This window comes from Pseudarthrobacter sp. MDT1-40-2, from assembly GCF_059383595.1.
In genome coordinates, this window is the sequence record NZ_JBWZCL010000001.1 from 504,352 (window position 1) to 526,879 (window position 22,528).

At 59.9% G+C, this 22,528-nt stretch carries 20 protein-coding genes; 2 read left to right on the forward strand and 18 right to left on the reverse strand.

Features of this window, described 5'->3' with window-relative positions; genetic code table 11:
* Window positions 1–2: 2 nt before the first annotated feature.
* The 6 genes from AC50X5_RS02395 to AC50X5_RS02420 all read right to left on the reverse strand — a co-directional run bounded on the left by AC50X5_RS02395 (window position 3) and on the right by AC50X5_RS02420 (window position 5,628).
* Window positions 3–245 carry a hypothetical protein gene (locus tag AC50X5_RS02395; RefSeq protein WP_494974553.1) on the reverse strand — a complete coding sequence of 81 codons (243 nt, stop codon included), beginning with the start codon at window positions 243–245 and terminating at the stop codon, window positions 3–5.
* A gap of 63 nt (window positions 246–308) precedes the next feature.
* Complete coding sequence (locus AC50X5_RS02400) at window positions 309–1,250, reverse strand: type II secretion system F family protein (protein WP_494974554.1); 942 nt, start codon at window positions 1,248–1,250, stop codon at window positions 309–311.
* Window positions 1,247–2,101, reverse strand: a complete 855-nt coding sequence (locus tag AC50X5_RS02405) for a type II secretion system F family protein (protein ID WP_494974555.1) — start codon at window positions 2,099–2,101, stop codon at window positions 1,247–1,249. The genes AC50X5_RS02400 and AC50X5_RS02405 overlap by 4 nt, the downstream gene beginning before the upstream one ends.
* Entirely contained in the window at window positions 2,101–3,324 is a 1,224-nt protein-coding gene (locus tag AC50X5_RS02410) for a TadA family conjugal transfer-associated ATPase (RefSeq protein ID WP_494974556.1), read from the reverse strand. The genes AC50X5_RS02405 and AC50X5_RS02410 overlap by 1 nt, the downstream gene beginning before the upstream one ends.
* A 158-nt stretch (window positions 3,325–3,482) precedes the next feature.
* The gene (locus tag AC50X5_RS02415; RefSeq protein ID WP_494974557.1) at window positions 3,483–4,133 is read right to left on the reverse strand and encodes an SGNH/GDSL hydrolase family protein; all 651 of its coding nucleotides are present in this window, start codon (window positions 4,131–4,133) and stop codon (window positions 3,483–3,485) included.
* A 160-nt stretch (window positions 4,134–4,293) separates the two neighbouring features.
* Window positions 4,294–5,628, reverse strand: coding sequence for a glycosyltransferase family 39 protein (locus tag AC50X5_RS02420; protein WP_494974558.1), 1,335 nt, complete (start codon window positions 5,626–5,628; stop codon window positions 4,294–4,296).
* A gap of 726 nt (window positions 5,629–6,354) precedes the next feature.
* Between AC50X5_RS02420 and AC50X5_RS02425 the strand changes: the two genes are divergently transcribed.
* Window positions 6,355–8,391, forward strand: coding sequence for a GH25 family lysozyme (locus tag AC50X5_RS02425; protein ID WP_494975210.1), 2,037 nt, complete (start codon window positions 6,355–6,357; stop codon window positions 8,389–8,391).
* A 136-nt stretch (window positions 8,392–8,527) separates the two neighbouring features.
* On the opposite strand, the gene AC50X5_RS02430 is transcribed toward AC50X5_RS02425, so the two are convergent.
* Genes AC50X5_RS02430 through AC50X5_RS02445 form a run of 4 tightly spaced genes read right to left on the reverse strand, consistent with a single transcriptional unit; the run spans window position 8,528 to window position 12,031 of the window.
* Window positions 8,528–9,943, reverse strand: coding sequence for a lipopolysaccharide biosynthesis protein (locus tag AC50X5_RS02430; protein ID WP_494974559.1), 1,416 nt, complete (start codon window positions 9,941–9,943; stop codon window positions 8,528–8,530).
* Window positions 9,944–9,952: 9 nt separating this feature from the next.
* Window positions 9,953–10,849, reverse strand: coding sequence for a glycosyltransferase family 2 protein (locus tag AC50X5_RS02435; RefSeq protein ID WP_494974560.1), 897 nt, complete (start codon window positions 10,847–10,849; stop codon window positions 9,953–9,955).
* A complete protein-coding gene (locus AC50X5_RS02440; RefSeq protein ID WP_494974561.1) occupies window positions 10,839–11,258 on the reverse strand; it encodes a DUF2304 domain-containing protein in 420 nt (139 codons plus the stop codon). The genes AC50X5_RS02435 and AC50X5_RS02440 overlap by 11 nt, the downstream gene beginning before the upstream one ends.
* On the reverse strand, window positions 11,255–12,031 hold the full coding sequence (locus tag AC50X5_RS02445) for a glycosyltransferase family 2 protein (protein WP_494974562.1): 777 nt from the start codon (window positions 12,029–12,031) through the stop codon (window positions 11,255–11,257). The genes AC50X5_RS02440 and AC50X5_RS02445 overlap by 4 nt, the downstream gene beginning before the upstream one ends.
* Before the next feature lie 125 nt (window positions 12,032–12,156).
* On the opposite strand from AC50X5_RS02445, the gene AC50X5_RS02450 reads away from it, so the two are divergent.
* Complete coding sequence (locus tag AC50X5_RS02450) at window positions 12,157–14,217, forward strand: DUF6541 family protein (protein ID WP_494974563.1); 2,061 nt, start codon at window positions 12,157–12,159, stop codon at window positions 14,215–14,217.
* On the opposite strand, the gene AC50X5_RS02455 is transcribed toward AC50X5_RS02450, so the two are convergent.
* From AC50X5_RS02455 to glf, 8 genes are all read right to left on the reverse strand, one after another.
* On the reverse strand, window positions 14,214–15,254 hold the full coding sequence (locus AC50X5_RS02455) for an SGNH hydrolase domain-containing protein (RefSeq protein WP_494974564.1): 1,041 nt from the start codon (window positions 15,252–15,254) through the stop codon (window positions 14,214–14,216). The genes AC50X5_RS02450 and AC50X5_RS02455 overlap by 4 nt on opposite strands.
* A gap of 104 nt (window positions 15,255–15,358) precedes the next feature.
* On the reverse strand, window positions 15,359–15,541 hold the full coding sequence (locus tag AC50X5_RS02460; RefSeq protein WP_494974565.1) for a hypothetical protein: 183 nt from the start codon (window positions 15,539–15,541) through the stop codon (window positions 15,359–15,361).
* Window positions 15,523–16,197, reverse strand: coding sequence for an acyltransferase family protein (locus AC50X5_RS02465; protein ID WP_494974566.1), 675 nt, complete (start codon window positions 16,195–16,197; stop codon window positions 15,523–15,525). The genes AC50X5_RS02460 and AC50X5_RS02465 overlap by 19 nt, the downstream gene beginning before the upstream one ends.
* A 156-nt stretch (window positions 16,198–16,353) precedes the next feature.
* Complete coding sequence (locus AC50X5_RS02470) at window positions 16,354–17,424, reverse strand: ABC transporter substrate-binding protein (RefSeq protein ID WP_494974567.1); 1,071 nt, start codon at window positions 17,422–17,424, stop codon at window positions 16,354–16,356.
* 198 nt (window positions 17,425–17,622) lie between these two features.
* A complete protein-coding gene (locus tag AC50X5_RS02475; RefSeq protein WP_463934403.1) occupies window positions 17,623–18,378 on the reverse strand; it encodes an ABC transporter ATP-binding protein in 756 nt (251 codons plus the stop codon).
* Window positions 18,379–19,245 carry an ABC transporter permease gene (locus tag AC50X5_RS02480; protein ID WP_494974568.1) on the reverse strand — a complete coding sequence of 289 codons (867 nt, stop codon included), beginning with the start codon at window positions 19,243–19,245 and terminating at the stop codon, window positions 18,379–18,381. It lies immediately after the preceding gene.
* Window positions 19,246–21,237: a glycosyltransferase gene (locus AC50X5_RS02485; RefSeq protein ID WP_494974569.1), complete on the reverse strand. Its 1,992-nt coding sequence runs from the start codon at window positions 21,235–21,237 to the stop codon at window positions 19,246–19,248.
* Complete coding sequence (gene glf / locus AC50X5_RS02490; RefSeq protein WP_494974570.1) at window positions 21,234–22,421, reverse strand: UDP-galactopyranose mutase; 1,188 nt, start codon at window positions 22,419–22,421, stop codon at window positions 21,234–21,236. Before glf ends, AC50X5_RS02485 begins: the two co-directional genes overlap by 4 nt.
* Window positions 22,422–22,528 lie beyond the last annotated feature (107 nt).

Here is a 22,528-nt window from a genome sequence, read left to right on the forward strand (position 1 = left end):
TCCTACTTGCCGACCCTGCCCATGGCGTCGGTGAACATGGTTTCAAGGGCAGGGCCTGCAATGGCGAGCAGGCCGGCAACCAGGACCGCAGACATCAGGGTGATCATGACCCAGCCCGGTACATCTCCGCGTTCGGGGTGTTCCCCTTTTCGCGCACGCAGGCGGTTGGCAACGCCGGCCGCAGCAGAAAAAGCCGCGTCCTGTGAGGCGAGAACGAATGCCATCAGCTGTATTCCAATTTTCATGTCAGTACCTTCCGTTGATTCTTGATATTCGTGGTTGGGGAGCAGCCGGCGGTGGTGTCCAAATCACAGCCCTACGCTGATGGCAGCGAGACCGGGGAAAACAGCAAAAATGACGGTGAGGGGCAGTACGCCGAAGACCAGCGGAACCATCATGGCAATCTCTTTCTTGCCTGCGGATTCCATGAGGTCCCGTTTCGCGATGTCACGTACGTCCTGGGCCTGCGCGCGAAGGACATCAGCCAACGGTGTGCCTCGCTCCACTGCCACCACCATCCCGTCGACGAAGCGGATCAACGGGCCCAGATCCGTCCGTGCAGAAAACCCCTGCAGTGCTTCAACCAAGGGTTTGCCGGCCCGGGTTTCGGCGAGCACCTTGCCGAACTCCTTCGAGAGTTCGCCGTGGGCGCTGCGGCATACCCGCTCCATGGCACCGGCAGCGCTCTCCCCCGCGCCAACAGCCAAGGCCATCAGTTCGGCCAGGCTGGGAAATTCAGCCATCATCCGCGCCTCGCGCCGTCGGACTTGCATTCCAAGCCAGTAGTCGCGGCCCAGGAATCCGCCCAACGCGCCACCCAAGACCACCGTCACGGCCAGGAGCAGGCTGAATCTGCCGGCAACGGCGCCGAGAATGACCAGTGCCATGCTGATGACAAAACCTGCAACACCCCAGAGAAGTTGTTCGGCACGGAAATCGTAGGAGGACTTGTTGATGCCTGCCTGCGCGAGGCGCCGGGACAGCGCCCGCGAGCCAAGATTGAATTTGCCCAGTGCGGCGACGCCGTCCCTGATGAGCGGACGCATGATTCTTTCCAGGGGCCCGAAGGGCGTTACGTTCTGCACGCCGGGACGGAGGAGCCGGGACTCGAGATTCTGGGACTTGAGCTGCGGTTCGATCCGCTCCGTCAGGCTGACAGGCCGCATGAAAGGCAGCCGGGCAAGGATCAGCCACAGTCCGATACCGAGGACAAGGCCGCAGGCAAGAGCCGCGGCCATCATTGCCGTCAACGCAGGACCCTTTCTTCCTGGGGCAGGGCGCCGATGCGGAGCATGATCGCATAGCAGACAAGGGAAACAGCAAGGCCACCAAGCAGCACCACTGCCCCGAGCGCTGAGTTGTAGGCGGCCACTGCCTCGGGCCTGGTGGCGAGCAGCAGCATCACAATCCACGGTGCGGCCACTGCCAGGCGCGCAGCGTTGATCGTCCAGGACTGCCTTGCTTCCAGTTCGCTTCTGGTGCGAGAGTTCTCACGCAGGAACTCCGCGAGCACACCCAGAAGCTTGCCAAGGTCCGAGCCGCCGACTTCCCGGGTAAGGCGCAGGGCTTCGACAATACGGTCAGCGACCGGATCGGCCAGTCGCTGCTTGAGGGCATCCAATGCTGCGTCAAAGCGCCCGCCGGACCGGTAGTCCGCCCCGAAGTCCCGGAACACCGGACGCAGTTCCTCCGGACCGTTGTCTCCTAACTGGATCAGCGCTTCCGGAAGGGCAAGGCCGGCGCGGATCGCAGATCGAAGGTGATCGACGACGTCGGGCCATAGCTCCCTTAGCACGGCGGCACGTTTGCGGGCACGCCACCGAATGACCGCGATGGGGAGGTAACCGCCAAACAATCCGAAACATCCGGACATTGGCCAGGACCGGCTGAAGGCGAAAAAAATCAAGGCAACGAACATGCCCAAGCCGAGGCAGGACACCACCAGTCCGGCTGGACTGACACGGTCGATTCCAGCCGACAGGAGCAGGTCCTGAATTCGGCTGCTCCGTGGAGCGCGCTTGGGCTTGGCCGGGCTTTCCCAGAACGACCACCAGATCAGGAACAACCCGGCACCGGCGAGGATGCCCAGGAGCGGCGCCATCAGTGGCGTTCCAAGAGGGCGGCTACGTCGTAACCGGCACGGGCGAACTTCTCCGATGACGGCATGGAATTGGGCTTCGCGGCCAACTGACCGTCTTCGACAGCGAACACCATGGAAGACTCAATAATGCCGTTCTCCACCCGCCTTCCCAGTGACAGGATCTCGGTTACCTGGCGTCGCCCGTTGGCTGAACGGCTGCAGTGAACGACGAGGTCGATGCAAGAAGCGACGGTGGGAACTACGAAAGCACTCGAAATGTTCTCGCCGGCCAGCAGCGGGAGGGTACAAATCTTGGTTACCGCGTCGTGGGCGGAGTTTGCGTGGACGGTACACATTCCCGGCAGGCCACTGTTAAGGGCGATCAGCATGTCCAGGCTTTCGGCTTCGCGGACCTCTCCCACTACGAGGCGGTCCGGCCGCATGCGAAGGGCTTCCTTGACCAGGCGGCGCAGCGGAATCTCACCTTCACCTTCAAGGTTCGGTTGACGGCACTGGAGTCCCACCACGTCCCTGAGCGGGAACTGGAGCTCAAAGATCTCTTCAACGGTGACCACCCGCTCGCGGCTGCCTATGCTCGCGGCCAGGCAATTGAGCATAGTGGTCTTACCAGCCTGGGTGGCTCCGGAGACGAGGATATTGAGACCGCTGGCGACGGCGGCGCCGAGAAAACGCGCGGATTGCGGTGTCAGAGTGCCGAGCTCCACCAGGTGCTCGAGGCGACTGGCCTTCACCACGAATTTCCGGATGTTCACGGCCCAGTGCTTGCGGGTCACATCCGGGATGACGACGTGAAGCCTGGAGCCGTCCGGGAGCGCGGCGTCTACAAAAGGTGACGACATGTCCAGGCGGCGACCCGAACTCTTCAGCATGCGCTCGATGAGGTCCCGGACCTGCTGATCCGTCAGGTTCAGTGAGGTGAGCTCGGATTCACCATTCCTGGCCACAAAAATCTCGTTGGGGGCGTTGATCCAGATTTCCTCGATGCTCGGATCGTCGAGCAGTGGTTGGAGGGGCCCGTACCCGGCCACAGAATCGAACACGAACCGACGGGCCGCGTCCAATGGACCGAGCGGAGGCAGCGGTCCCAGCAACGCGCGTTCGTCGTAGTCGTGGATGGCGTCCTCAACCAAGCGCCGCACCTCGCCGTGCTGCCTTGTAGGATCCAGCCCGCGACGCCGGATCAGCTCACGAACTTCGTCCTCAACAATGCGTACCGCATCCATGTTTTCCCCAATACGTGGTGCCTTCTTACAACGCAACTGGGCAACAGCTTAGGGATCGGCAGGCGAACGACAAAGTCACAAGTAGCACGATGTGGATAAGTCATTGCCTGCTGCCGCAAATCTCTGCAGCCGTCAAGACCCATCACGGATCGGAGCACCTAAGACGAGGACAACTTCTCCACCAGCGCCTTGGCCCACACATCGCTGCCTTCCTTGTTCGGATGAAGCGTATCGCTCAACAACGCGGCATATCCGCCGGCGTCCTTGAACGCGCGGTACACATCTACAACTTCGTAGCCGCCCGCCTCGGCCATGCTTCTGATCCTGTCGCTGATAGCGCGAGTGGACTCCGTCTCCGGGTGGTGCGGATTTTGAAGCACAATGAGTACCGGCGGGGTCCCCAGCTTGTCGTCGATGAGCGTCAGCAGACTGGAAATATCCGCTTCTGCTTGCTCGGGTCCAGAGTAGTTGTGGCCGAAATTGACAATTACGAGGTCCGGGCTGGCCGGCGCCATCGCCTCCAGGTTCGCGGCCGCGTAACTTCCCACACTGCCCGCGACCGAGCCGTTCCAGATATTGACGGGAGCGTTTTCAGGTCCTGCGACGTCGACGGTTTCCGCATACCCCCGACCGTCCATCCACTGGTGTACAGCTACCGGGCGGCTGAACATGGGGCCGAGGTCTTCAGCCGCAACGTACGGAAATTCGCCGACCTCGTCGCCGGTGGAATCTCCCAGCACAAGGGCGTTCCATGGCCTGCTTCCGTCGACCAGCAATGCCACCGACTCGGTGAGAGTCCGGGGCTTCACGATTTCCGCGGACGGTGGCGATTCGGACCTTAGGACCGCCGGAGAAGTATTCATAGGTACGCCGGGTTCCGGGGCCGAACATCCAGCAGCAGTCAGAAGAAGCAACCCAATGGCAATGCTGTTCTTGAGATACTGAAACACTGCTCGTCCCACCGCTCTTTTATTCCTTGGCGAATTTAGTAACGCGGGTTGAAGGGCCTTGCGCGCTGTCCACGGGCGTATACCCAAGCGCGTGGAGAGAATCAGCCATCTCGGTTGTGTCAGATTTCTCGACCAGGATGACCGTGGCATGAACCAGAATCCGCTCCTTGAAGTCCGCCACGTCACCACGTTGGTTGAAAATCCGATTCCATTGGGCTGCTGTTTGAATTCGGGTGATGTCCTCAAGCCCTTCGAAGCGTTCAGGATAAGCCTGATAGGCCAGATCGGTTTCCACGTCCATTACCAATCCATCACCAGGCTCACCGAGCCTCTCAACAGAATTGGCAATGGCCCGAAAATCATCCTCGGGATCGCGTCCGTATTCGGTGCGTTGTCCTATATACGAGGGAAGGCTGACCAGGAGACACACGGCCGCCAACACAGGAGGAGCCAGTCGCAATGCCCCGGCTTTGCCCGTTGATTGAGGCGGCGCTATGGCCGGGGCTGCTGCCAAAAGAGCCAGCGCCGGAAGCACGAATGACAAGTAGCGGGGAAGGTAGTAATTTCCCCCGGTCAGAAGCGACCCTCCGATGACTGCAGATATGGGAATCACTAACCACAGAAGCGCCACCTTTGTTATGAAGTGCCGTCTGCCCAGTAGCGCACCTAGCCCGGCGGCAATCCATAACAGGACGCTCAGCACGACCATCGAAAAGTCTTCCCCCGGCGTCGGCACCGGCACAACGTGCGTTTCCACGGTGAAGTAGCCGTCTGCAAAGAACTGCAGAAACGCCAGTTCGAAGGGGAACGCAGGCCCGACGTCCCTGATCCAGGCAATTTGAAACTGCTGTTGGCTGGCAACCGAGACGATGTATCCCGCCGGCACCAGCCAGGCAATCGAGGCCAAGGCCATCGCCTTCAGCCGCGTGCGCAGCGTCGGGTCCCAGACAGCTGCAACAGCGTGCACGGCAAGGAGCAGGATGCAGTAGAAGGACAAACTCACCAGAATGCAGCCGATGGCCGCGTACGCTGCCCATAGCCGTGCACGTCCTCCCTGACGAAGGGAGACCAAAACGTACGTCGCTGCCACGGCGCCCAAGACGGTCAGGGCGTATGACCGGGCATCGGTCGCGACGTACTGCGTTCTGGGCAGCAGGACAAGGAAAGCTGCGGCCAGTACACCGAAACGAGTCGATCCGACCTTCCGCCCCAATTCGGCCAGCAATACGGCAGACACCGCTATGGCTAAAAGGCTGGGCAAGCGCAGGGACAGTTCCGAGTGTCCAAACAGACCCGTCCAGGCGAACATGAAGTAGTAGTAGGCGCCATGGACTGCATCGACTGTTCCGAGCATGGAACTTAGTTCAGAAAGATCACGGTTTACCGCACTGAAGGTGGCAGCCTCGTCCGTCCATAAGCTTGGCCGCCATATCCCTAGCCCCGAATAGATAAGTGCCAGCAAACCCACTAACCAAGACCATCTCGAGAATCGACGCACCAGCCTATGATAGGCGGGATCGTCTCGAGCGGCTGACCAGATGAGTCTCCTCCCACGATGATGACGTCCGCGGCTAATGGCTCCCCTTGCGACGTCCGGGGAAGAAGCTACGTCGGCTCCTCTCCAGGCTCCCTGGTAACAATGCTGCATATACATCAAAAGTATCTTCCGTACCATAGGTAACCCCAGTCACAGCAGTGTTATGGTGGGCCGGACGAAGGTGGCTCTTGGGGGCGTCATAGACAGCGCAGGTTGGGAGACGGTTTCCTCTCCAACCTCCAATCGCCGCAACAAGGCGGTATGGACCGGAATGGGATAATGAACAAGTCAAAAGCCGAATATCCATCTCGCATTCCTCGAATCAGAGCCCTGGTGGCACTGACGTTGACAGCGCTGCTGACCACGGCGGCAACCGTGCCGCCAGGTTTCGGTCCTGACGTGCATGCTCCCTCGCCGGCCACCAGCACAACATCCATGCCAACACAAGGCATCGAACAGGCACCGGTGATCATGCCGCCCGCCCGAGAGGCCACAGAGCCTCGACCCTCAGGTACTTCCGGACCTGAGCCACGGACAGTGACGATGCCCGGGGAGAACTCCCGCGCTGCCGAGCATATGAAAGAAGTCATGCGCCGGGCCATCCCGGCCGGAGGTGCGGAAATGGGCCAGCGCTCGCCCCGCGTCCTGGACGCCAAGCGCTCTTCCGGCTCCGGCTCCATGGGTCCCGGTTCGGCAAGCAGGGCCGTACCCCGGCAGGTTGCCGTAGCCACCGATCCTAACCATTGGCGTCCCAGTATTGGTGTCGCTGGGCAGGACGTCAGCGGCCACCAGGGGAACGTTGACTGGCAGGGTCAATGGAACCACGGGTCACGGTGGGCCTACGTAAAGGCCACGGAGGGGAACTACCACGTCAACCCGAATTTCGCGCAGCAATACAACGGCTCCCGCAATGTCGGCATGATCCGCGGCGCTTATCACTTCGCTATCCCCAACTGGTCATCCGGCGCCGACCAGGCCCGGTACTTTGTGGCCAACGGCGGCGGCTGGCGCGCCGATGGCTGGACCCTGCCACCGGTACTCGATATCGAGTACAACCCCTATGAGGGCAGGACTGACCTCGGCTATGAAACGGGCAACACCTGCTACAACCTCTCCCACGACCAGATGCGGTCGTGGATTTCGGAGTTTGGCAACACTGTCCGGTCACTCACCGGCAGGCTGCCTGTCATTTACAGCACCACCGACTGGTGGACACGTTGCACGGGTAACGCCTCCGGCTACAGCGACTACCCCCTTTGGATTGCCGCATACCCGTTCTCACCGAGCAACTCCCCAGGGACTCTTCCTGCAAGCTGGCGCCAGTTCAGCATGTGGCAATACAGCAGCACTGGTCCGTTTGCCGGTGATTCCAATATCTGGAACGGAGACCATGCCGCATTAACTGCTTTCGCTGCGAATGGCACGCCTCCAGCAGCGACCAGGGCCATTGCGGACGTCCGGGTTGCTACGCCTGCCCTCGGGCAGCCGACATCGGGGATAATCTGCGGATTGCCCGCCGGTGGATGCTATCAGGGCTACGTTGGCGGTGCGGTGAGCTGGCACCCTGACACCGGCGCCCATGCAAGCCTGAACGGCCCAATTCGGGACGCCTGGGGCTCCACCGGGTTTGAGGGTGGAAAGCTCGGATACCCCACCAGCGGAGTCATCTGCGGAATCCGCGACGGCGGCTGCTACCAGGCCTTCCAGCGCGGCGAAATTCTCTGGTCCACAGCAACTGGAGCGCACATCAGCAGCACCGGCGGCATCCGGGACCTCTACCGCAAAACAGGAGCCGAAAACGGCGTCCTGGGCTACCCCACCAGCGCCGAAACCTGTGGCCTCATCAACGGCGGCTGCTACCAGGCCTACCAGCGGGGCGAGATCATGTGGTCCGTTGCCTCGGGCGCCCAACTGACTGACGACGGACCCATCCGAACCGCGTACCGCCAGTCAGGCGCCGAGAACGGCGTCCTGGGCTACCCCACCAACGGAAAAATCTGCGGAATCCGCGACGGCGGCTGCTACCAGGCCTTCCAGCGCGGCGAAATCCTCTGGTCCACAGCAACTGGAGCGCACATCAGCCGCACCGGCGGCATCCGGGACCTCTACCGCAAAACAGGAGCCGAAAACGGCGTCCTGGGCTACCCCACCAGCGCCGAAACCTGTGGCCTCATCAACGGCGGCTGCTACCAGGCCTACCAGCGGGGCGAGATCATGTGGTCCGTTGCCTCGGGCGCCCAACTGACTGACGACGGACCCATCCGAACCGCGTACCGCCAGTCAGGCGCCGAGAACGGCGTCCTGGGCTACCCCACCAACGGAAAAATCTGCGGAATCCGCGACGGCGGCTGCTACCAGGCCTTCCAGCGCGGCGAAATCCTCTGGTCCACAGCAACTGGAGCGCACATCAGCCGCACCGGCGGCATCCGGGACCTCTACCGCAAAACAGGAGCCGAAAACGGCGTCCTGGGCTACCCCACTAGCGCCGAAACCTGTGGACTCGCCAACGGCGAGTGCTTCCAGATGTTCCAGAGGGGCAAAATCACTTGGACCGCCAGCCGCGGAGCCAGCATCGCTTAGGTAGCCTGATCATCGCAGTTATTGGGCAATGGCGAGACGACGCCACAGCCGTGGTGTATCCAAAGTCATGAGGCTCACACCTACCAGCCGCGCAGGCAGCTGCTGGCTGACCATCCTGCCCGTCCAGGCAGGATGGTCAGGCAGTCGGGACGCGGCGTCTTGCCTTCGCGCGGAACATAAGAACTACACACGCAAAGACGACACTTGCGGCGGCAATCTGCAAAAATCCTGACATCAAGTTGACCGGGAGCAAGCCAAACAGGAGAACGGCAGCAGTGTGAAGGGCGAAGAGGAGTCCGAACAGCCTCAGAGGCCATAGGCCTGCCGTTTCGCGCCGTACCAACAGCCAATATACGACGCCGAGAAGGAGGAAGCCCGCACCCTGGACCAGGGCTATTCCGACCAGATCCCTTGCAATCGCGAAGGGTACGGCAGCAGCCATGGACATCAGCAAAACTACCGGCGTTGCCAGTGCCATAGACCTGGTCTTTTGCAGCACATAAACCACGTTGGTGGCGACCAGGAAAAGGCCATAGCCGATGGAAACCAGAGGCAAAACCCTGGCGACGGGCGCCAGACTGTCCGGGTCCACGGTGAGGACAATGCTGCCCGCAGGTGCAGCAGCGGACGCCAGCAGTCCGATCGCGGCAGAGGCTAGGAAAACTTCTGTTGCAACCGAACGGAGAACAGTTTGCAGCCTGTCTGCGCCGGCTTCCATCAGCTGGGTCGACCATGCATTATTCAGTGCATTAAGAACCGTCATGGGTCCGAGTACGAAGATCAGGACAGCCCCGAATTGTCCAGCAGGGATTGCTCCCGAAATTGCTGCAAGGAGAAGCACAGATCCTTGGGTCAACAGCATCAGTGCGCCGGTGTGCGGGAGCAAGGGAAGAGCGATGCTGACCGACTCACGAAGCGTGCCGGCGTCACGCCAAGGCAGGACTGGTCGGACGAGGACAACGGCACCTGCAGCGGCCACCGCTACGACGACCACGTACGCCGCGAGGTATGCCGTGGCTGTCGGCGTGGTCAGCAGGACGACACATAGACCGGCAAGGTTCGCCGCGACCGATGAAATAAGACTGAGGGCAACGAAAGCCAGGGGCCTGTTCTGGGCGCGAAGAACAGCCTGTGCACCGAGGACTGACCCCAAGAGACCGATCGCCAGCATCGCCAACACCATTGGCCACGACACCCGCGACCCCGAGACGGTAGTTCCCACAATCACCCCGCCGCTCATCAGGACGCCCAGGAACAGGGCAGCCAACGCCAGGAAGCCGTACATGCCCCTTGAGCGTGAACGCCCGTTCATGGGATCGAACCACAGCCGGGTAATGGCCAGCGGGAGTCCTGCAGAGATCAGGACAACCACCACTTGGACTGTAACCACAGACGTGGAAACGAGTCCCCATTCCTCAGCGTTTAGTACGCGGATGGCAAACGGCTGGATCAGCAATAAGCCAAGGCCCTGAACGAGGGACCCGACCAGGTAGAGCATCGTAGCCCGAAACCTCGTGGTGCCGGAAACGCCCTCAGTTGGCTCAGCGGTCATGTGGTGGCGCTACGGCCGGACTACGTGTGCAGCGAGCTTCCGGAGGCCGGGCCACATGCGCTTCTGAACCACCTTCGGAGCGAGGCTCATCGCATGCAATCTGGATGAGACATGCAGCTTGGCCGCTGAGGTTGCCTTGTCCCAACCCAGACGGCTGAAATCGCGTGCTGATACATCGAAAAACGCCCGTTCCTCCGCAAACCGGCGTCCGTCCAGCGCCTGGACGGACGAGTCGGATTCGCGGTGACGGCGGTACTGGAAGCAGACTGTGTCCATGACCATCATCTTCCCCCCGTCCATGATGATGTCCATCGCCAGTGCGAGATCTTGCACCACGTTGTACTGCTCGCGAAAACTGTGCTTCTTGATGGCGTCAGAACGCCAGGCCACGGACGGGAAGTACAGCCAGTCGCCAGTAATAAGGCTGCGCGCCACAGGTTCCCCGGAAAGAACTGCGTCAGAACTCTGTCCTACAATGCGCCGCCGCAGGAAGTCCTTGACCTTGTCCCCGAGAGGAGAATAGACAACGCCGGTTTCGTCGATGACCTCGACGCCCGGCTGCACGATGTCCACGTCCTCGACGCGGAAACCCCGGCGAATAGTCTCAATGTAATTGGGCAACATCACATCATCGGCGCCCATGATGACCGTGAACTCGTGCTCGACCAGGCCGAGGCACTTTCGGTAGTTGCCGTTTGCCCCGAGGTTGACTTCGTTCCGGAGGTATCGAACACGATCGTCACCGGCCACCAGTTCAGCGAAATAAGCCGGCAGATTCTCGTCGGGGTAGCCGTCATCAACGATGGTCAAACGGAAGTCCCGGTCGGACTGCCGCAGAACAGAATCGACAGCGATTTTCATCATTGCCACATCGCCGTAATAGGGCAGCATCACATCAATGGTCATTGTCTTCTTTCGGTGTGGACCGGCTCTCTACGGCCTGATCGTCTACATGTGTGGTGTTGGCTCCAGCAGCGGCACGCTCAAGGGCCTCCACCGCTCCGCGGAGTATGGAAACTTCTTCGGCAAGGATTCGGGTCTCATCTTCGAGGATGGTCAGCTCACGTGATACGTGAAGTCCAACGCCGACCAGCAGTACAATAGCGAGGGCGAAAAGCAGGTTGGCAGGCACCCGGATGCCAACTACAGACGCTGCCCAGTCGAGGAGACCGGGAAAGAGTCCCAGCACGATGGTCAGTCCACCAACCACGAGCCAGAGGACCGTGTACTTCTCCCGAAGTCTCCCCTGTCGCAGCATCTGCAAGACTGCGACGACCATGACAACGGCTATTACCAATGCCGACGCAACGCTCATGATTGAATACTGCCTTCGCCTGCTATGGAGCCCTGCTCGGGGCTGACAATGGTATGGGGATGGGGCGTCTTCCGCCGCGCCAACGCGAAGCAAAGAACAAGCCCGGAACGGGCCAGGTAGATGGCGGACTTCACGGGACCCGTGCTAGGCGTTCCCGCCTGGCGAACTTTCATCTCGACCGGCACCTGAGTCACTGTGCACCCTGATTTGATGGCCACCACAAGAGAATCGATCGTATCACCAAGGTACTCCGCGGGAAAATGGTCAATATACTGATGTAGCGCCCGTTCGTTGGCCGCCCGGAAGCCTGACGTCACATCAGTCAGCTCAGTCCCCGCAACCCTGGAAATGACCTTGGCGAGGACCGACATGGCCCATCGCCGCGGACCCTTAACGTCATAACTTCCCCGCCCCGCAAACCGTGCGCCAATCGATATGTCGGCTCTTTGCAGGCCAGCTATCACGCGGTCGATATCGAGCGGATCATGCTGACCATCGGAGTCGACCTGAATTGCTGCCTTGTATCCATGCCGTATGGCGTACTTGAAGCCGGTGCGCATGGCACCGCCAACGCCCAGGTTGAAGGGAAGCTTGAGCACCGTGGCCCCTGCTTCGTGCGCCACGCGCGCTGTCTCGTCCTTGGAACCATCGTCAACAACCAGAACATCGTGCTTGACCGTCCTCAGGACTTCCCGGACGGTATCTCCGATGACCTCTGCCTCGTTCCAAGCTGGCATGATGATGAGGACGCCGGAAGTATTCGAAGTGACCATGATGCCAAACTATATCAACAGCGAAGGGCTGCTTAACTGCACGGTCCGGCTGCACCCGCGTCTCTCCGGCCCAAGAAAACAAGGCATACTTGAACCGTTCGAATGGCTTATGAGGAGACTTGGCAATGATTTGGTGGCAAACCGTCCCTACTTTTCTGGGAACGATTCTCATCTTTTTTGCCCCAGGGTTGGCCATCCTGAGTGCGGCCGGAGTCCGCCGCATCAACCTTTTGGCCCTGGCAGCGCCAGTGTCTTTCTCCGTGGCCTCAGTGTTGGCTGCCCTCCTAGCTTTTCTAAAGGTCCCCTATAACCCGTTCAGCTACCTCGCAGCCTCAGGATTGGCTACTGCCGGCGTCTTCGCAGTGCGGATCCTCTGGGAACGCCGTCGGCCCTCACCTTCGTCGGCAAAGGGAACACACGGTGTCCTGGCAGGCAACGAACGCGTTCCACTCAGGGCGGGACTGCAACCCTATTGGTCCCTCCTGGTTCTCTTCGCTGTGAGTATTCCGGCTCTGATCATTACCTACCGTTATGCGCGCGGCTTCGGCCATCCAGATAACCTGTCCCAGACTTTTGACAATGTGTACCACCTGAACGCAGTTCGCTACATCGCTGAGACGCAGAATGGCTCGTCCCTGACACTGGGCAACCTCACAGACGCCTCAGCCGGATTTTATCCTGCCGCCATGCATGATCTGATGGCACTCGTTTTGATGCTGGGTGGTGCATCCGTGATGGAAGTCGTCAATGTTGGCACGATCATCATCGGCGCCGTTATCTGGCCCCTTTCATGCATTTTTTTGGTCACCCGTATTGTCGGCAACCGGGCGGTGCCCATTCTTTGCGCCGGAGTGCTTTCTGCGGGTTTCAGCGCTTTTCCGTACCTCATGGTTGCATTCGGTGTCCTCTACCCCAACCATGCAGCCATTGCCATACTTCCGGTAGCTTTGGGCCTTGGCATCGAAGCATTGGGTTTATCCCGCAGTAAGCCGTCGTCGGCCTGGCCCCCGCTCCTTGCTCTGGCTGCAGTTGGGCCAGGCCTTGCCTTTGCCCATCCAAGCGCCGTCGTTGCCCTTGTCGGATTCGGGGCCGCCCCTGTTATTGCTGCGGGCATCCGCTCCTGGACCACATTCTGGCGCAACGGTACATCTGCCCGGCCGGCCCTCCTGTGGACGGGCTTCGTCGTTGCATACCTGGCGATGGCAGTCTTCCTCTGGGTAAAGATTCGGCCCAGCCTTGCGGCCGCACCGTGGACGCCTTTTCAGTCCAACGCGCGTGCCATCGGTGAAATCATCGCAAGCGCACCCATGGGCACCACTGCTGCCTGGGCAATGATGGTTCTGACCATCATTGGAATCTATGTCGTTGCCCGCCGGCTTGATCAGTTCTGGTGGGTGCTGGGCATGTATGCGATCGGCGGAGTTCTCTACCTGATCGTTTCATCGTGGACGTTGGGCAACTTCCGGACCTTCTGGACTGGCGTCTGGTACAACGATAGTTTTCGCCTGGCGGCCCTGCTGCCTGCCGTCACGTTGCCCGTGGCCGTCATCGGAGCGCAGTGGTTGATCTGGAGAATCCGGGCAGCGTGCGATTTCTTCGTACAGGAGGGGCAGTCCGATTCCGGGAAGCTGCCGCAGGTATTCAAGCCGGTGGCCAGCCGGCTTCCGTCGTTCACCGGCGTCGCGGCTGCGGTCGCCGCCGTTCTGGTACTGGGCGCGGCGGCTCAGGGTGGAACGTTATCGAACGTGCAGCAGCGCCTGAACACCATTTTTGAGACGCGGCCGGATTCGTTTCTGTTGACCACGGATGAGACTGAAATGCTCAATGTTCTAGCGGACATTGTCCCGGAAGACGGCTTGGTAGTCGCCAATCCCCGGACCGGAGGCTCCTTGGCCTATGCGGTATCGGATCGCCAAACCCTAGCTCCCCACATATTCGGGGACAGGACTCCGGATGAACAATATCTTCTGGACCATTGGGCCGAGGCGGCCTACAACACCAAAGTTTGCCCTATTATCAAGGATCTCAATGCCTATTGGGCACTGGACTTCGGCGACTTTGAGGTCGTCCCCGGTGACGAGCCCTTTATTGGCCTTCGCGATCTTTCTGACGACAGCGCACCCATGATGACCCTTGAAAAATCAATCGGCAAGGTCAAGTTGTACCGGGTTGACGCCTGCGGCTAAGAGCACTTGGCTAAGACGCCGGCTACGTCGTGAAGTAGGTGGATACCTGTTAGCGTGGTGGACACCACCCACAGCCAACTACTACGAGGATCACGTCCAACCGTGATGACCGTTTGACGCCACCGTACCCTTGCTGAGTTCATCGACCGGGCTGCCTCCGCCACGGGGTCTGCCACCAAAGCTTCCCCGCGCTTGTTGGCACAACTGAGCGGATCAGAAGCATGTAGTGCAACACATTCCGGTCCGCTTCGATCCAGAGTCAACGGGGTGTCGCGCAGTACGTACACCGTGGTGCCGGAGGCCGTCCACGCTGAGAACCGGGCTGTGACGGCGTCACGATACTGCTCGGACTGGGTTCGCTTCGAGCCGTCGTCAATATCTTCGCCTGCCTCGAAAGATGACACGAAGACAATGTCCGGTTCTCTGTCGACTATCCGTTGGTTCAGCTGACCAGACCAGTCAAGACAGCGCTCCTGGAGGCCGCGATCGGTAGTGGGCTCCCCCATGAAGGCGCTGCGTTTAACATCCACGAAGGGGCAGCCCCCGAGTAGGGGCTCCTTGAGCTTCCACCTGTTTAGTTTTGCAAGCTCATAGACGCCTGCCTTCCATTGCTCCGCGTGCGAGTCCCCCACCAGCCATACCTCAGGCGAATTCGGTGCACCGCCAGAGAAGTCACAATTATGCAGAAGTTTACGGTTCTGTACGATGATCGGGTCATTTGCCGGTGTGCACTCGGGCGCATCGAACCACGGGGCTTCATCAACTCCGACATTGGTCACCTTCGCCGCGCCATATGGATCCGCACAATCGCTTCTCGGATCGAGGCTTCTTGCTCCGTAACACGGCTGACCCGTCAGCGCATTCAGTTTTTCTATCTCGGCGTGCTGAGCCTGCTGCAGGCCGACCAAAAGACCGGCAGACAATACACAGACCACAACAGAGACCGCCATTGCAGCAAACACCCGGTGCGGTTTCGCACCCTTGAGCAGCCGGGCCCTGCCAGGGTCTTCGCTGAGCTTCTTGGACAGGTATGCCACCCGAGAGCAAGGACCAGGATGCCACAATTGTCTGCGTCATTGATGCTTCCGCCTTAGGCAGCGGGCGCAAGGATTATCAAGGGCCAATGCCAAAGGTACAGGGGCTAGGAAACGTACCCCGTCAACTGGGCCGGCCGCACTTCCAGCAGCATGTTGGGCGACCATGAAGGGCTTTCCGGTCCTGCCCCGATCACCAGCAGCGTACCGATCACCGGCAGTGCGGCGGCGTATCCCGGAAGGAGTGTTTGCTCATCGTAGAAGGCAACTATCAGGCGTACCCGGTCCACTGACTGACACCGTTCAAGTACAGTCGCTTCGCAGCAGCAACAGACCGCGGCAGCATCCCGAGTCCTCCTACAGCGAGGACAGCTATCATGGCGTCGACTATGAACTCCCAGACCCGGACAGGCGTGACGAAGTAGGCCTCGCTGCGGCTGGTCTGCGAGAGCCAGATGCTGAAGAGAAATGACGAGAGGCTCAGGACTGCTACGCCCCAGCCCACAGCCGCGCGGCTGCTGATCTGGCGTTTTGCGGCGAGACCGAACAGACCAAGAAGCAAAAGCGGCCATACCAGATAAAACTGCTCCTCAACCGAGCGCGACCAATAGTGCAGGACCGTAGAGGCGGCGTCATTGTGGGCAGAGTAATCAACTGATTTCGCCGCGATCACCCAATTCTCCACGTACAGGACGGAGGCCATGGTTTCCTGGGCTATGCTCATCCCTCGTGAAAAGGTAAGCAAAAAATACGATGCCACCAAGGAGACAACGGTCACGACCGTTGCTGCCGGCAGAAGACGCTTTATCCGCCGCGCGTAAAACTGCGCAAGCCCGAGGCGCCACGAGCGCTCCAGCTCACCGAGCAGGTGTTTCGAGATCAGGTAGCCAGAGATGACAAACAAACATCCACGCCAACATATCCACCCTGAAGAGCAGATGGCCATAGGTGGTTGACAACCACCAACATTACCGCGATCGCGCGCAGGGCCTGGATATCCTTACGCGTTCCTTTGGCGGCGGCCGCCAGTTTCAGGGCGGCTCTGGTTGCCGAAGGAGAACGTACTGTAGCCCCTACTGGTGTCAGGGTCTGCTGAGCGCTTTCAGGTATTCCGATTTGCCCGATAGGCGAGCTTTGCGACCTGCGGCAGCAGTGTGCGAGACAGCCACTGGGCGGACAAACACGAACCTGTTCCGAGTGCAGCAGCGGCGTCCCTGGAATCTGCCAACAACCCTGCACCGCGCCCGTAGGCTGGAATACCGTTGAGAACGGCGGGCTGCAGATCACCGACCTCACGATGCAGAACCATAACCAGGGCGATGTCACTGTCGAGTTCGTTCGCGCGGTCCGGGGGAAGGGGGAAACTCCCAAGCCCGAAGGCTGAGGATTCTTCAGCGGAAATTTCCCCGCTTAGGACGCTGACGGAGGGGGCCAGGCTCAAACCCCAGTCCTCAAGCATGCGCACCGGATTGGAGCCAGAGTCCATCACGTTGTAGTGGGCACCAGCCGGCGAGAACGCACCAGCCACCACAAACGATGTCCCCTTCAGATCCGGGTAATTACTCAGTTCTCCTTTGATACTGGCCTCGGTTCTTGACAGAACCTGCGCAGCTTCCTCCTGACGCCCGAGGGCTTGGCCGATAAGAGTCAGAGAAGACCGCCAGCCCAGGGTAGTCAGGTTCTCGGCCGGGGCAATCACCGGCGCGATCTCGGAGAGCTCATCGTATTGGGCACGCGTCAATTCACCACCAGCCGCCAGGATCAGGTCCGGTCCCATGCCTCTAAGATCGTCAAGGATGCGACCGTTCGACTCGTCCAAAAGCAGTGGCATGTCGACGCCGAATTTACGCCAAAGTGCATCAAACCAGGGTGTTGCACCGTTAGGCTGGGCATCCGACAGTGGCATTGCCAGGGGGACAACACCAAGAGCGAGGCAGACGTCGTTGCTGGCCGGACCCACGGTCGCGATGCGCAGGGGCTCCGACTCTATAACGGTCTCGCCATACATGTGTCGAACCGTCACTGGATACGCAGCAGCCTCGGCCGTTGTGGCGGGCGTGGACGCCGAGTTCGCGAACTGGCAGCCGGCGAGGCCCAGTGGAAGGGTGGACAGGCCATACAGGAACATACGCCGTGGTATCAGCGAACGGCGTTCGTGTTCGGTATCGGCCATCGTAAAAGTCCAATCTGCTGTGCTGGCCGCAGCTGTCGAGCACCCGGGCTCGACAGCGCGGTTTGACGTATCAACCGTTGAAAGTGGGCTTACCCAGTTTACCCAGCACGCGGATCCCTTTTTGACACCGCCGGTCCGGGGACGGGCTTCGGATTCAAGAGACGAGTGCGAAAAGCCCCGGCGCTTGCTACGGCGAAATCATGTGAAATCAGCAGAACGCTGCCGCAACTCGGCCACGACATCGTGTACTGCACCGTCCATCACCACTTCACCATGTTCAAGGAGCACTCCGCGCTCACAAATGGTAGCGACCAGGTCAAGGTCGTGGCTCACTACAAAGAGGGTCTTCCCCCTTGCTGCCAGTTCTTTGATCTTGGCAATACATTTGCGCTGGAAGGGCTCATCCCCTACGGCCAGAATCTCGTCGATGAGGAAAACCTCCGGATCCGTATGCACCGCAATGGAAAAAGCCAGCCTCAGGTACATCCCTGATGAGTAGAACTTGACCTCTGTGTCGATAAACTCTCCGATCTCGGAGAATTCCACTATCGAGGCGAACTTTTCATCGATCTCAGCCTCGGTCATGCCGAGGATGGCGCCGTTGAGGTAGACGTTGTCCCGCCCGCTTAGATCATGATGGAAGCCAGCTCCCACTTCAATCAGTCCGGCCACCCGGCCTCTGGTGAGAACCGTACCGCTGTCCGGCTGCAGTACCCCTGATATGAGTTTGAGGAGCGTTGACTTTCCTGAGCCGTTCAACCCCAGGAGGGCAACCGTTTCACCGTGTTGAACCTCCAACGAGATGTCTTTAAGGGCATCGAACTTTTTGGAAAGGTCTCCTTTGCGGCCTCGCATGAGCCATACCAGGGCCTCCTTCATCGACCGGGTGTGGCGCAGTACAAACTGCTTGCGCAGACCAGTGCAGTTGATGGCCAGATTATCGACAGCAGTCATCTACAGCTCCTGGGCGAAGTGAATGGCGAGCTTGCGAAACACTGCCTGGCCTATGAAGAGAACCAGTATGGAGATGGCGAAGGCAATGGGCAGCCATACAGTGATCAGGTCCGGGGGCAGCGACGCCAGCTGGATTTGCTCCGGTTCCAATGTTGGGTACCAAAAGGCCCAGTGGAAGATCTCGACTCCTACCGTTATCGGGTTGAGCTGGTAAATCCAATACCAAGGACCCATGACACTTTCCACCATGGTCCACAGATATAACACCGGAGAGGCCCAGGTGACGATCATCAAGATCATGTCCACCAGGTTTTCAGAGTCCCGGAAGTACACATTGGCCGCGCCGAACAGCAGTCCCAGACCTGTGGCCAGGATGGACACCATGATGAATGCGAGCAGGACCATTGCCAGTTGCAGCACCGAAGGCGCCCAGCCGGTTAGCAGACATGCACCGATCAACACTGCTGCTTGCGGCAGGAAGTGCGCTGCCGATACCCATACTGTTGCCACCGGGAAAAGCTCCCGTGGCAGGTAGATCTTCCGGATCAGGTCCCGGTTGTCCACGATGGAACGGGTGGCGTTCCCCAGGGCTTCAGTGAAAAAGTTGATGAATACAATCCCGGAAAACAGGTAGATGGCGTAGTTGGGGGTTCCGCGCTGCAAGTCAAGAAAGATTCCCAGGGCCACAAAGTAGATGAGGAACTGCATCAGCGGCTTCACATAGGACCACAGCAGGCCCAGCGCCGATCCGCGGTAACGGATCTTGATTTCTTTACGAACCAGCAGCTTCAGGAGGAACCGGTTGGCATAGACATCCAGCAACCCACGGCCATGGCCCGGTTTAATGAGGTCCTGTGACGGAACCATTTATTGGCGTTCCTTTACGGATGAGGCAGCCAAGAACGTGGCTTCCCACGATTCCATGGAGGTAATTTCCGGCAGCGCCTTGCGATACTGCGCGGAAAGTTCCGGCCATTGCCGGTACAGCTGGGCCTGCAGGCGGGATGCCTCCAGCATTTTGCTTTTCAACAGCTCCGGATTCCGCCGGTACCAGGAGATACCGGTACCTTCGGCGTTGGATACCAGCACGCTGTCATAGCTGGCGAGGGTCCACCACTTGTTTTCCCGGTGGGCCAGATGCGTCTGTGGCCGCTCCAAAACCCGCGGGTCAGGTTTGTTTACCACCTGGCGGATCACTGTCTTGGCCGCCCACTTAATCAGGTCCTTCTTTGCGGGCATTCCTTCGGCCGCCGCTCCCCTGCCGCCCCGGCTGAGCCCCGGTGTCGGAAACTCATCGATGTCTGACCGGATTTGGGCCTCAGGGTGCCGGGACCGCAACTCGTTGACTTCAGCCAGCTTGGTACCTAGGTCAGCGTGCAGCTTCTCCGGCCCATCAAGGACATCCCGTAATGCCATGATGCGCGCTTCCTGGGCGAAGTACTGCATCGACACCAGGTGCTTGACGTTGTTCTGGAACGATTCGCGCAGGATCCGTCCGCCATGCGGGAACGGGCTGTGAATGAGAGCCGCGATCAGCCTGTTGCGTTCGTGGAAGTACGACTGCCAGCCCAGGGAGTCGTCCTTGTCGATCCAGGAAACGTGCCAGAGAGCGGCGCCGGGAAGGGAAACAGTCGCGAATCCCGCTTCCTTGGCGCGGAGGCAATATTCGGCGTCGTCCCATTTGATGAAGACCGGAAGGGACAACCCGACCTCGCGGATGACGGCGGTGGGGATGAGGCACATCCACCAGCCGTTGAAGTCCACGTCCACACGACGGTGCATCCACGGCGTCTGCCGCAGGTTCCGTTGCCGGAAATCGTGCCGGTATTCGATGTCGTTGTCGGGGCTGACCCAGCTGAGCCGGTACGGATCGACGACTTCCCCGAAAGTATGCAGCGTCGTCCGGCTGTAAAGGTCGAACATGTGCCCGCCAACAATGGTGGGCTTCCTGCAGAACCGGCCGAAAGTGATGAGTCGCTCGATGCTGTCAGGCTCGACGACGACGTCGTCATCCAAAAGGAGGACATAGTCGCTGCCGTTGTTCACGGACTCTGCCATGCCCCTGGAGAACCCGCCGGACCCACCGAGATTGGCCTGCTCCACCAGCCGCAGCTTCCCCGCCAAAAGCCCGGCGACGTCGTCGAATCCTTCGGCTGCTGCCACCTTGTCCGTGCCCTGATCCACGATCAGGACTTCCTTGACGCTCTTCAACGCGTGGGAGCTCGATCCGAGAATCCTGGCGTTGTCGATGCAAAAGCCGGGCTTGTTCATGGTGGTGATCTGAACGGTTGCCACTTCGCCGGCCGGCATAGTCGGCGCGTCCATGGTGCTCCACGACGCTTCGAGCAACTTCAGCTCAGAAGAACCGGCCACCATTTCAAACCAGTACCAACCGCCGTCGCCGAAAGTATCCAGGGGCAATTCCAGTGCTACCTGGTCCGAACCCGAGACGGCGATGGACTGCAGACGCTGCGGAACACCCCTTGCGTTGGACCGAAAAACCAGGACACTTCCGCGGCCCTCGGTGGCGACGCTCAGACGAACGGACCGGACAGTGGTCCACCGGCGCCAGTAGCTGGCAGGAAAAGCGTTGAAGTACGTGCCGAAGGACACGTGCTGTCCCGCGCGGATCTTCATGGAGGTGCGTGAGAGGAAATCCTCGTGGTGGGCTTCGACGGGGTTGGACCCGATTACCCGGAGTTTGTCTTCCGGGAGCTTGGTGGACCGGTAGAGGGAGTCGTCCTCAACCAGATGGAGCCCGACCGCGCTGGCGGCGTCAACGTACAGCTCAATAGCATCCAGCTCTGTGGGCGGAGGGAATATTACCCTCTGAAGTTCAGATGCTTCGCTTCCGCTCACGCGTCCACGCCTCCGCTTTCAAGCTTCGCTCCGCCGTTAAAGTGCGGCTTGATTTTGTTGTCGAACATGGTCAGAGCCGAACCAATGGCCATGTGCATGTCGAGGTACTTGTAGGTGCCCAGGCGCCCGCCGAAGAGAACGTCCTTCTCTGCAGCCGCCAGGTCGCGGTACTTCAGGAGCCGCTCGCGGTCCGCCGAGGTGTTGATCGGGTAGTAGGGCTCGTCACCCTTTTCTGCGGCGCGTGAGAACTCGCGCATGATGACGGTCTTCTCTGTCTGATATTCACGTTCCGGGTGGAAGTGGCGCGGTTCGATGATACGGGTGTAGGCCACGTCGGCATCGTTGTAGTTGACCACCGACGTTCCCTGGAAGTCGCCTACATCGAGGACCTCTTCTTCGAAGTCGATGGTGCGCCAGGAAAGGTCACCCTCGGCAAAGTCGAAGTAGCGGTCCACGGGTCCGGTGTAAATGACAGGGATGTTACCGACGACCTTGTTCTTGCTGTACTCATGGGACTCGTCGAAGAAGTCCGTGTTGAGCCGGACCTCGATGTTCGGGTGCTCCGCCATCTTCTCGATCCACGCTGTGTAACCGTTGGTCGGCAGGCCCTCGTATTTGTCGTTGAAGTACCGGTTGTCATAGTTGTAACGCACGGGCAGGCGGGAAATGATTCCTGCGGGCAGGTCCTTCGGGTCTGTCTGCCACTGCTTGCCGGTGTAGTGCTTGATGAACGCCTCGTACAGGGGGCGGCCAATCAACTGGATGCCTTTGTCGTTCAGGTTCTGAGGGTCGGTCCCCGCAAGCTCGCCGGCCTGCTCCTGGATGAGGTCTTTTGCCTGGCCCGGCGTCATGTTTGCCCGGAAGAACTGGTTGATGGTGGCCAAGTTGATGGGCAGGGAGTAAACCTCGCCTTTGTGGACGCCATACACCTTGTGAACATAATTCGTGAAGGTCGTGAAGCGGTTGACGTACTCCCATACGCGCTCATTGGAGGTATGGAAGAGGTGCGCACCATACCGATGGACCTCAATTCCCGTCTGTTCTTCTTTTTCGCTGTAGGCATTGCCACCAATGTGATGGCGACGGTCGAGGACGACCACTTTCAAGCCCAGCTCCGTGGCGGCCTGTTCTGCAATTGTCAGGCCAAAAAAGCCGGACCCAACGATGACGAGGTCAGCGGTCACAAAATCTCCTGATTCGAATGCGGGCAGCGCAATGTTGCGCAAGGTCTGCTGCTCTAGCGTACCCGAGTAGCCTCGGGCTCCGTGATCGAGTGGCGGCGCACACATAC

Excerpts from the sequence above, each read along its gene's own strand:
- AC50X5_RS02480 (WP_494974568.1), bottom strand. The coding sequence starts at position 19,245 with ATGGTTCCGTCACAGGACCTCATTAAACCGGGCCATGGCCGTGGGTTG.
- AC50X5_RS02440 (WP_494974561.1), bottom strand. The coding sequence starts at position 11,258 with ATGAGCGTTGCGTCGGCATTGGTAATAGCCGTTGTCATGGTCGTCGCA.
- AC50X5_RS02395 (WP_494974553.1), bottom strand. The coding sequence starts at position 245 with ATGAAAATTGGAATACAGCTGATGGCATTCGTTCTCGCCTCACAGGAC.
- AC50X5_RS02420 (WP_494974558.1), bottom strand. The coding sequence starts at position 5,628 with ATGCTCGGAACAGTCGATGCAGTCCATGGCGCCTACTACTACTTCATG.
- AC50X5_RS02435 (WP_494974560.1), bottom strand. The coding sequence starts at position 10,849 with ATGACCATTGATGTGATGCTGCCCTATTACGGCGATGTGGCAATGATG.
- AC50X5_RS02445 (WP_494974562.1), bottom strand. The coding sequence starts at position 12,031 with ATGGTCACTTCGAATACTTCCGGCGTCCTCATCATCATGCCAGCTTGG.
- AC50X5_RS02450 (WP_494974563.1), top strand. The coding sequence starts at position 12,157 with ATGATTTGGTGGCAAACCGTCCCTACTTTTCTGGGAACGATTCTCATC.
- AC50X5_RS02475 (WP_463934403.1), bottom strand. The coding sequence starts at position 18,378 with ATGACTGCTGTCGATAATCTGGCCATCAACTGCACTGGTCTGCGCAAG.
- AC50X5_RS02405 (WP_494974555.1), bottom strand. The coding sequence starts at position 2,101 with ATGGCGCCGCTCCTGGGCATCCTCGCCGGTGCCGGGTTGTTCCTGATC.
- AC50X5_RS02425 (WP_494975210.1), top strand. The coding sequence starts at position 6,355 with ATGCCCGGGGAGAACTCCCGCGCTGCCGAGCATATGAAAGAAGTCATG.
- AC50X5_RS02430 (WP_494974559.1), bottom strand. The coding sequence starts at position 9,943 with ATGACCGCTGAGCCAACTGAGGGCGTTTCCGGCACCACGAGGTTTCGG.
- AC50X5_RS02465 (WP_494974566.1), bottom strand. The coding sequence starts at position 16,197 with ATGGCCATCTGCTCTTCAGGGTGGATATGTTGGCGTGGATGTTTGTTT.
- AC50X5_RS02410 (WP_494974556.1), bottom strand. The coding sequence starts at position 3,324 with ATGGATGCGGTACGCATTGTTGAGGACGAAGTTCGTGAGCTGATCCGG.
- AC50X5_RS02470 (WP_494974567.1), bottom strand. The coding sequence starts at position 17,424 with ATGGCCGATACCGAACACGAACGCCGTTCGCTGATACCACGGCGTATG.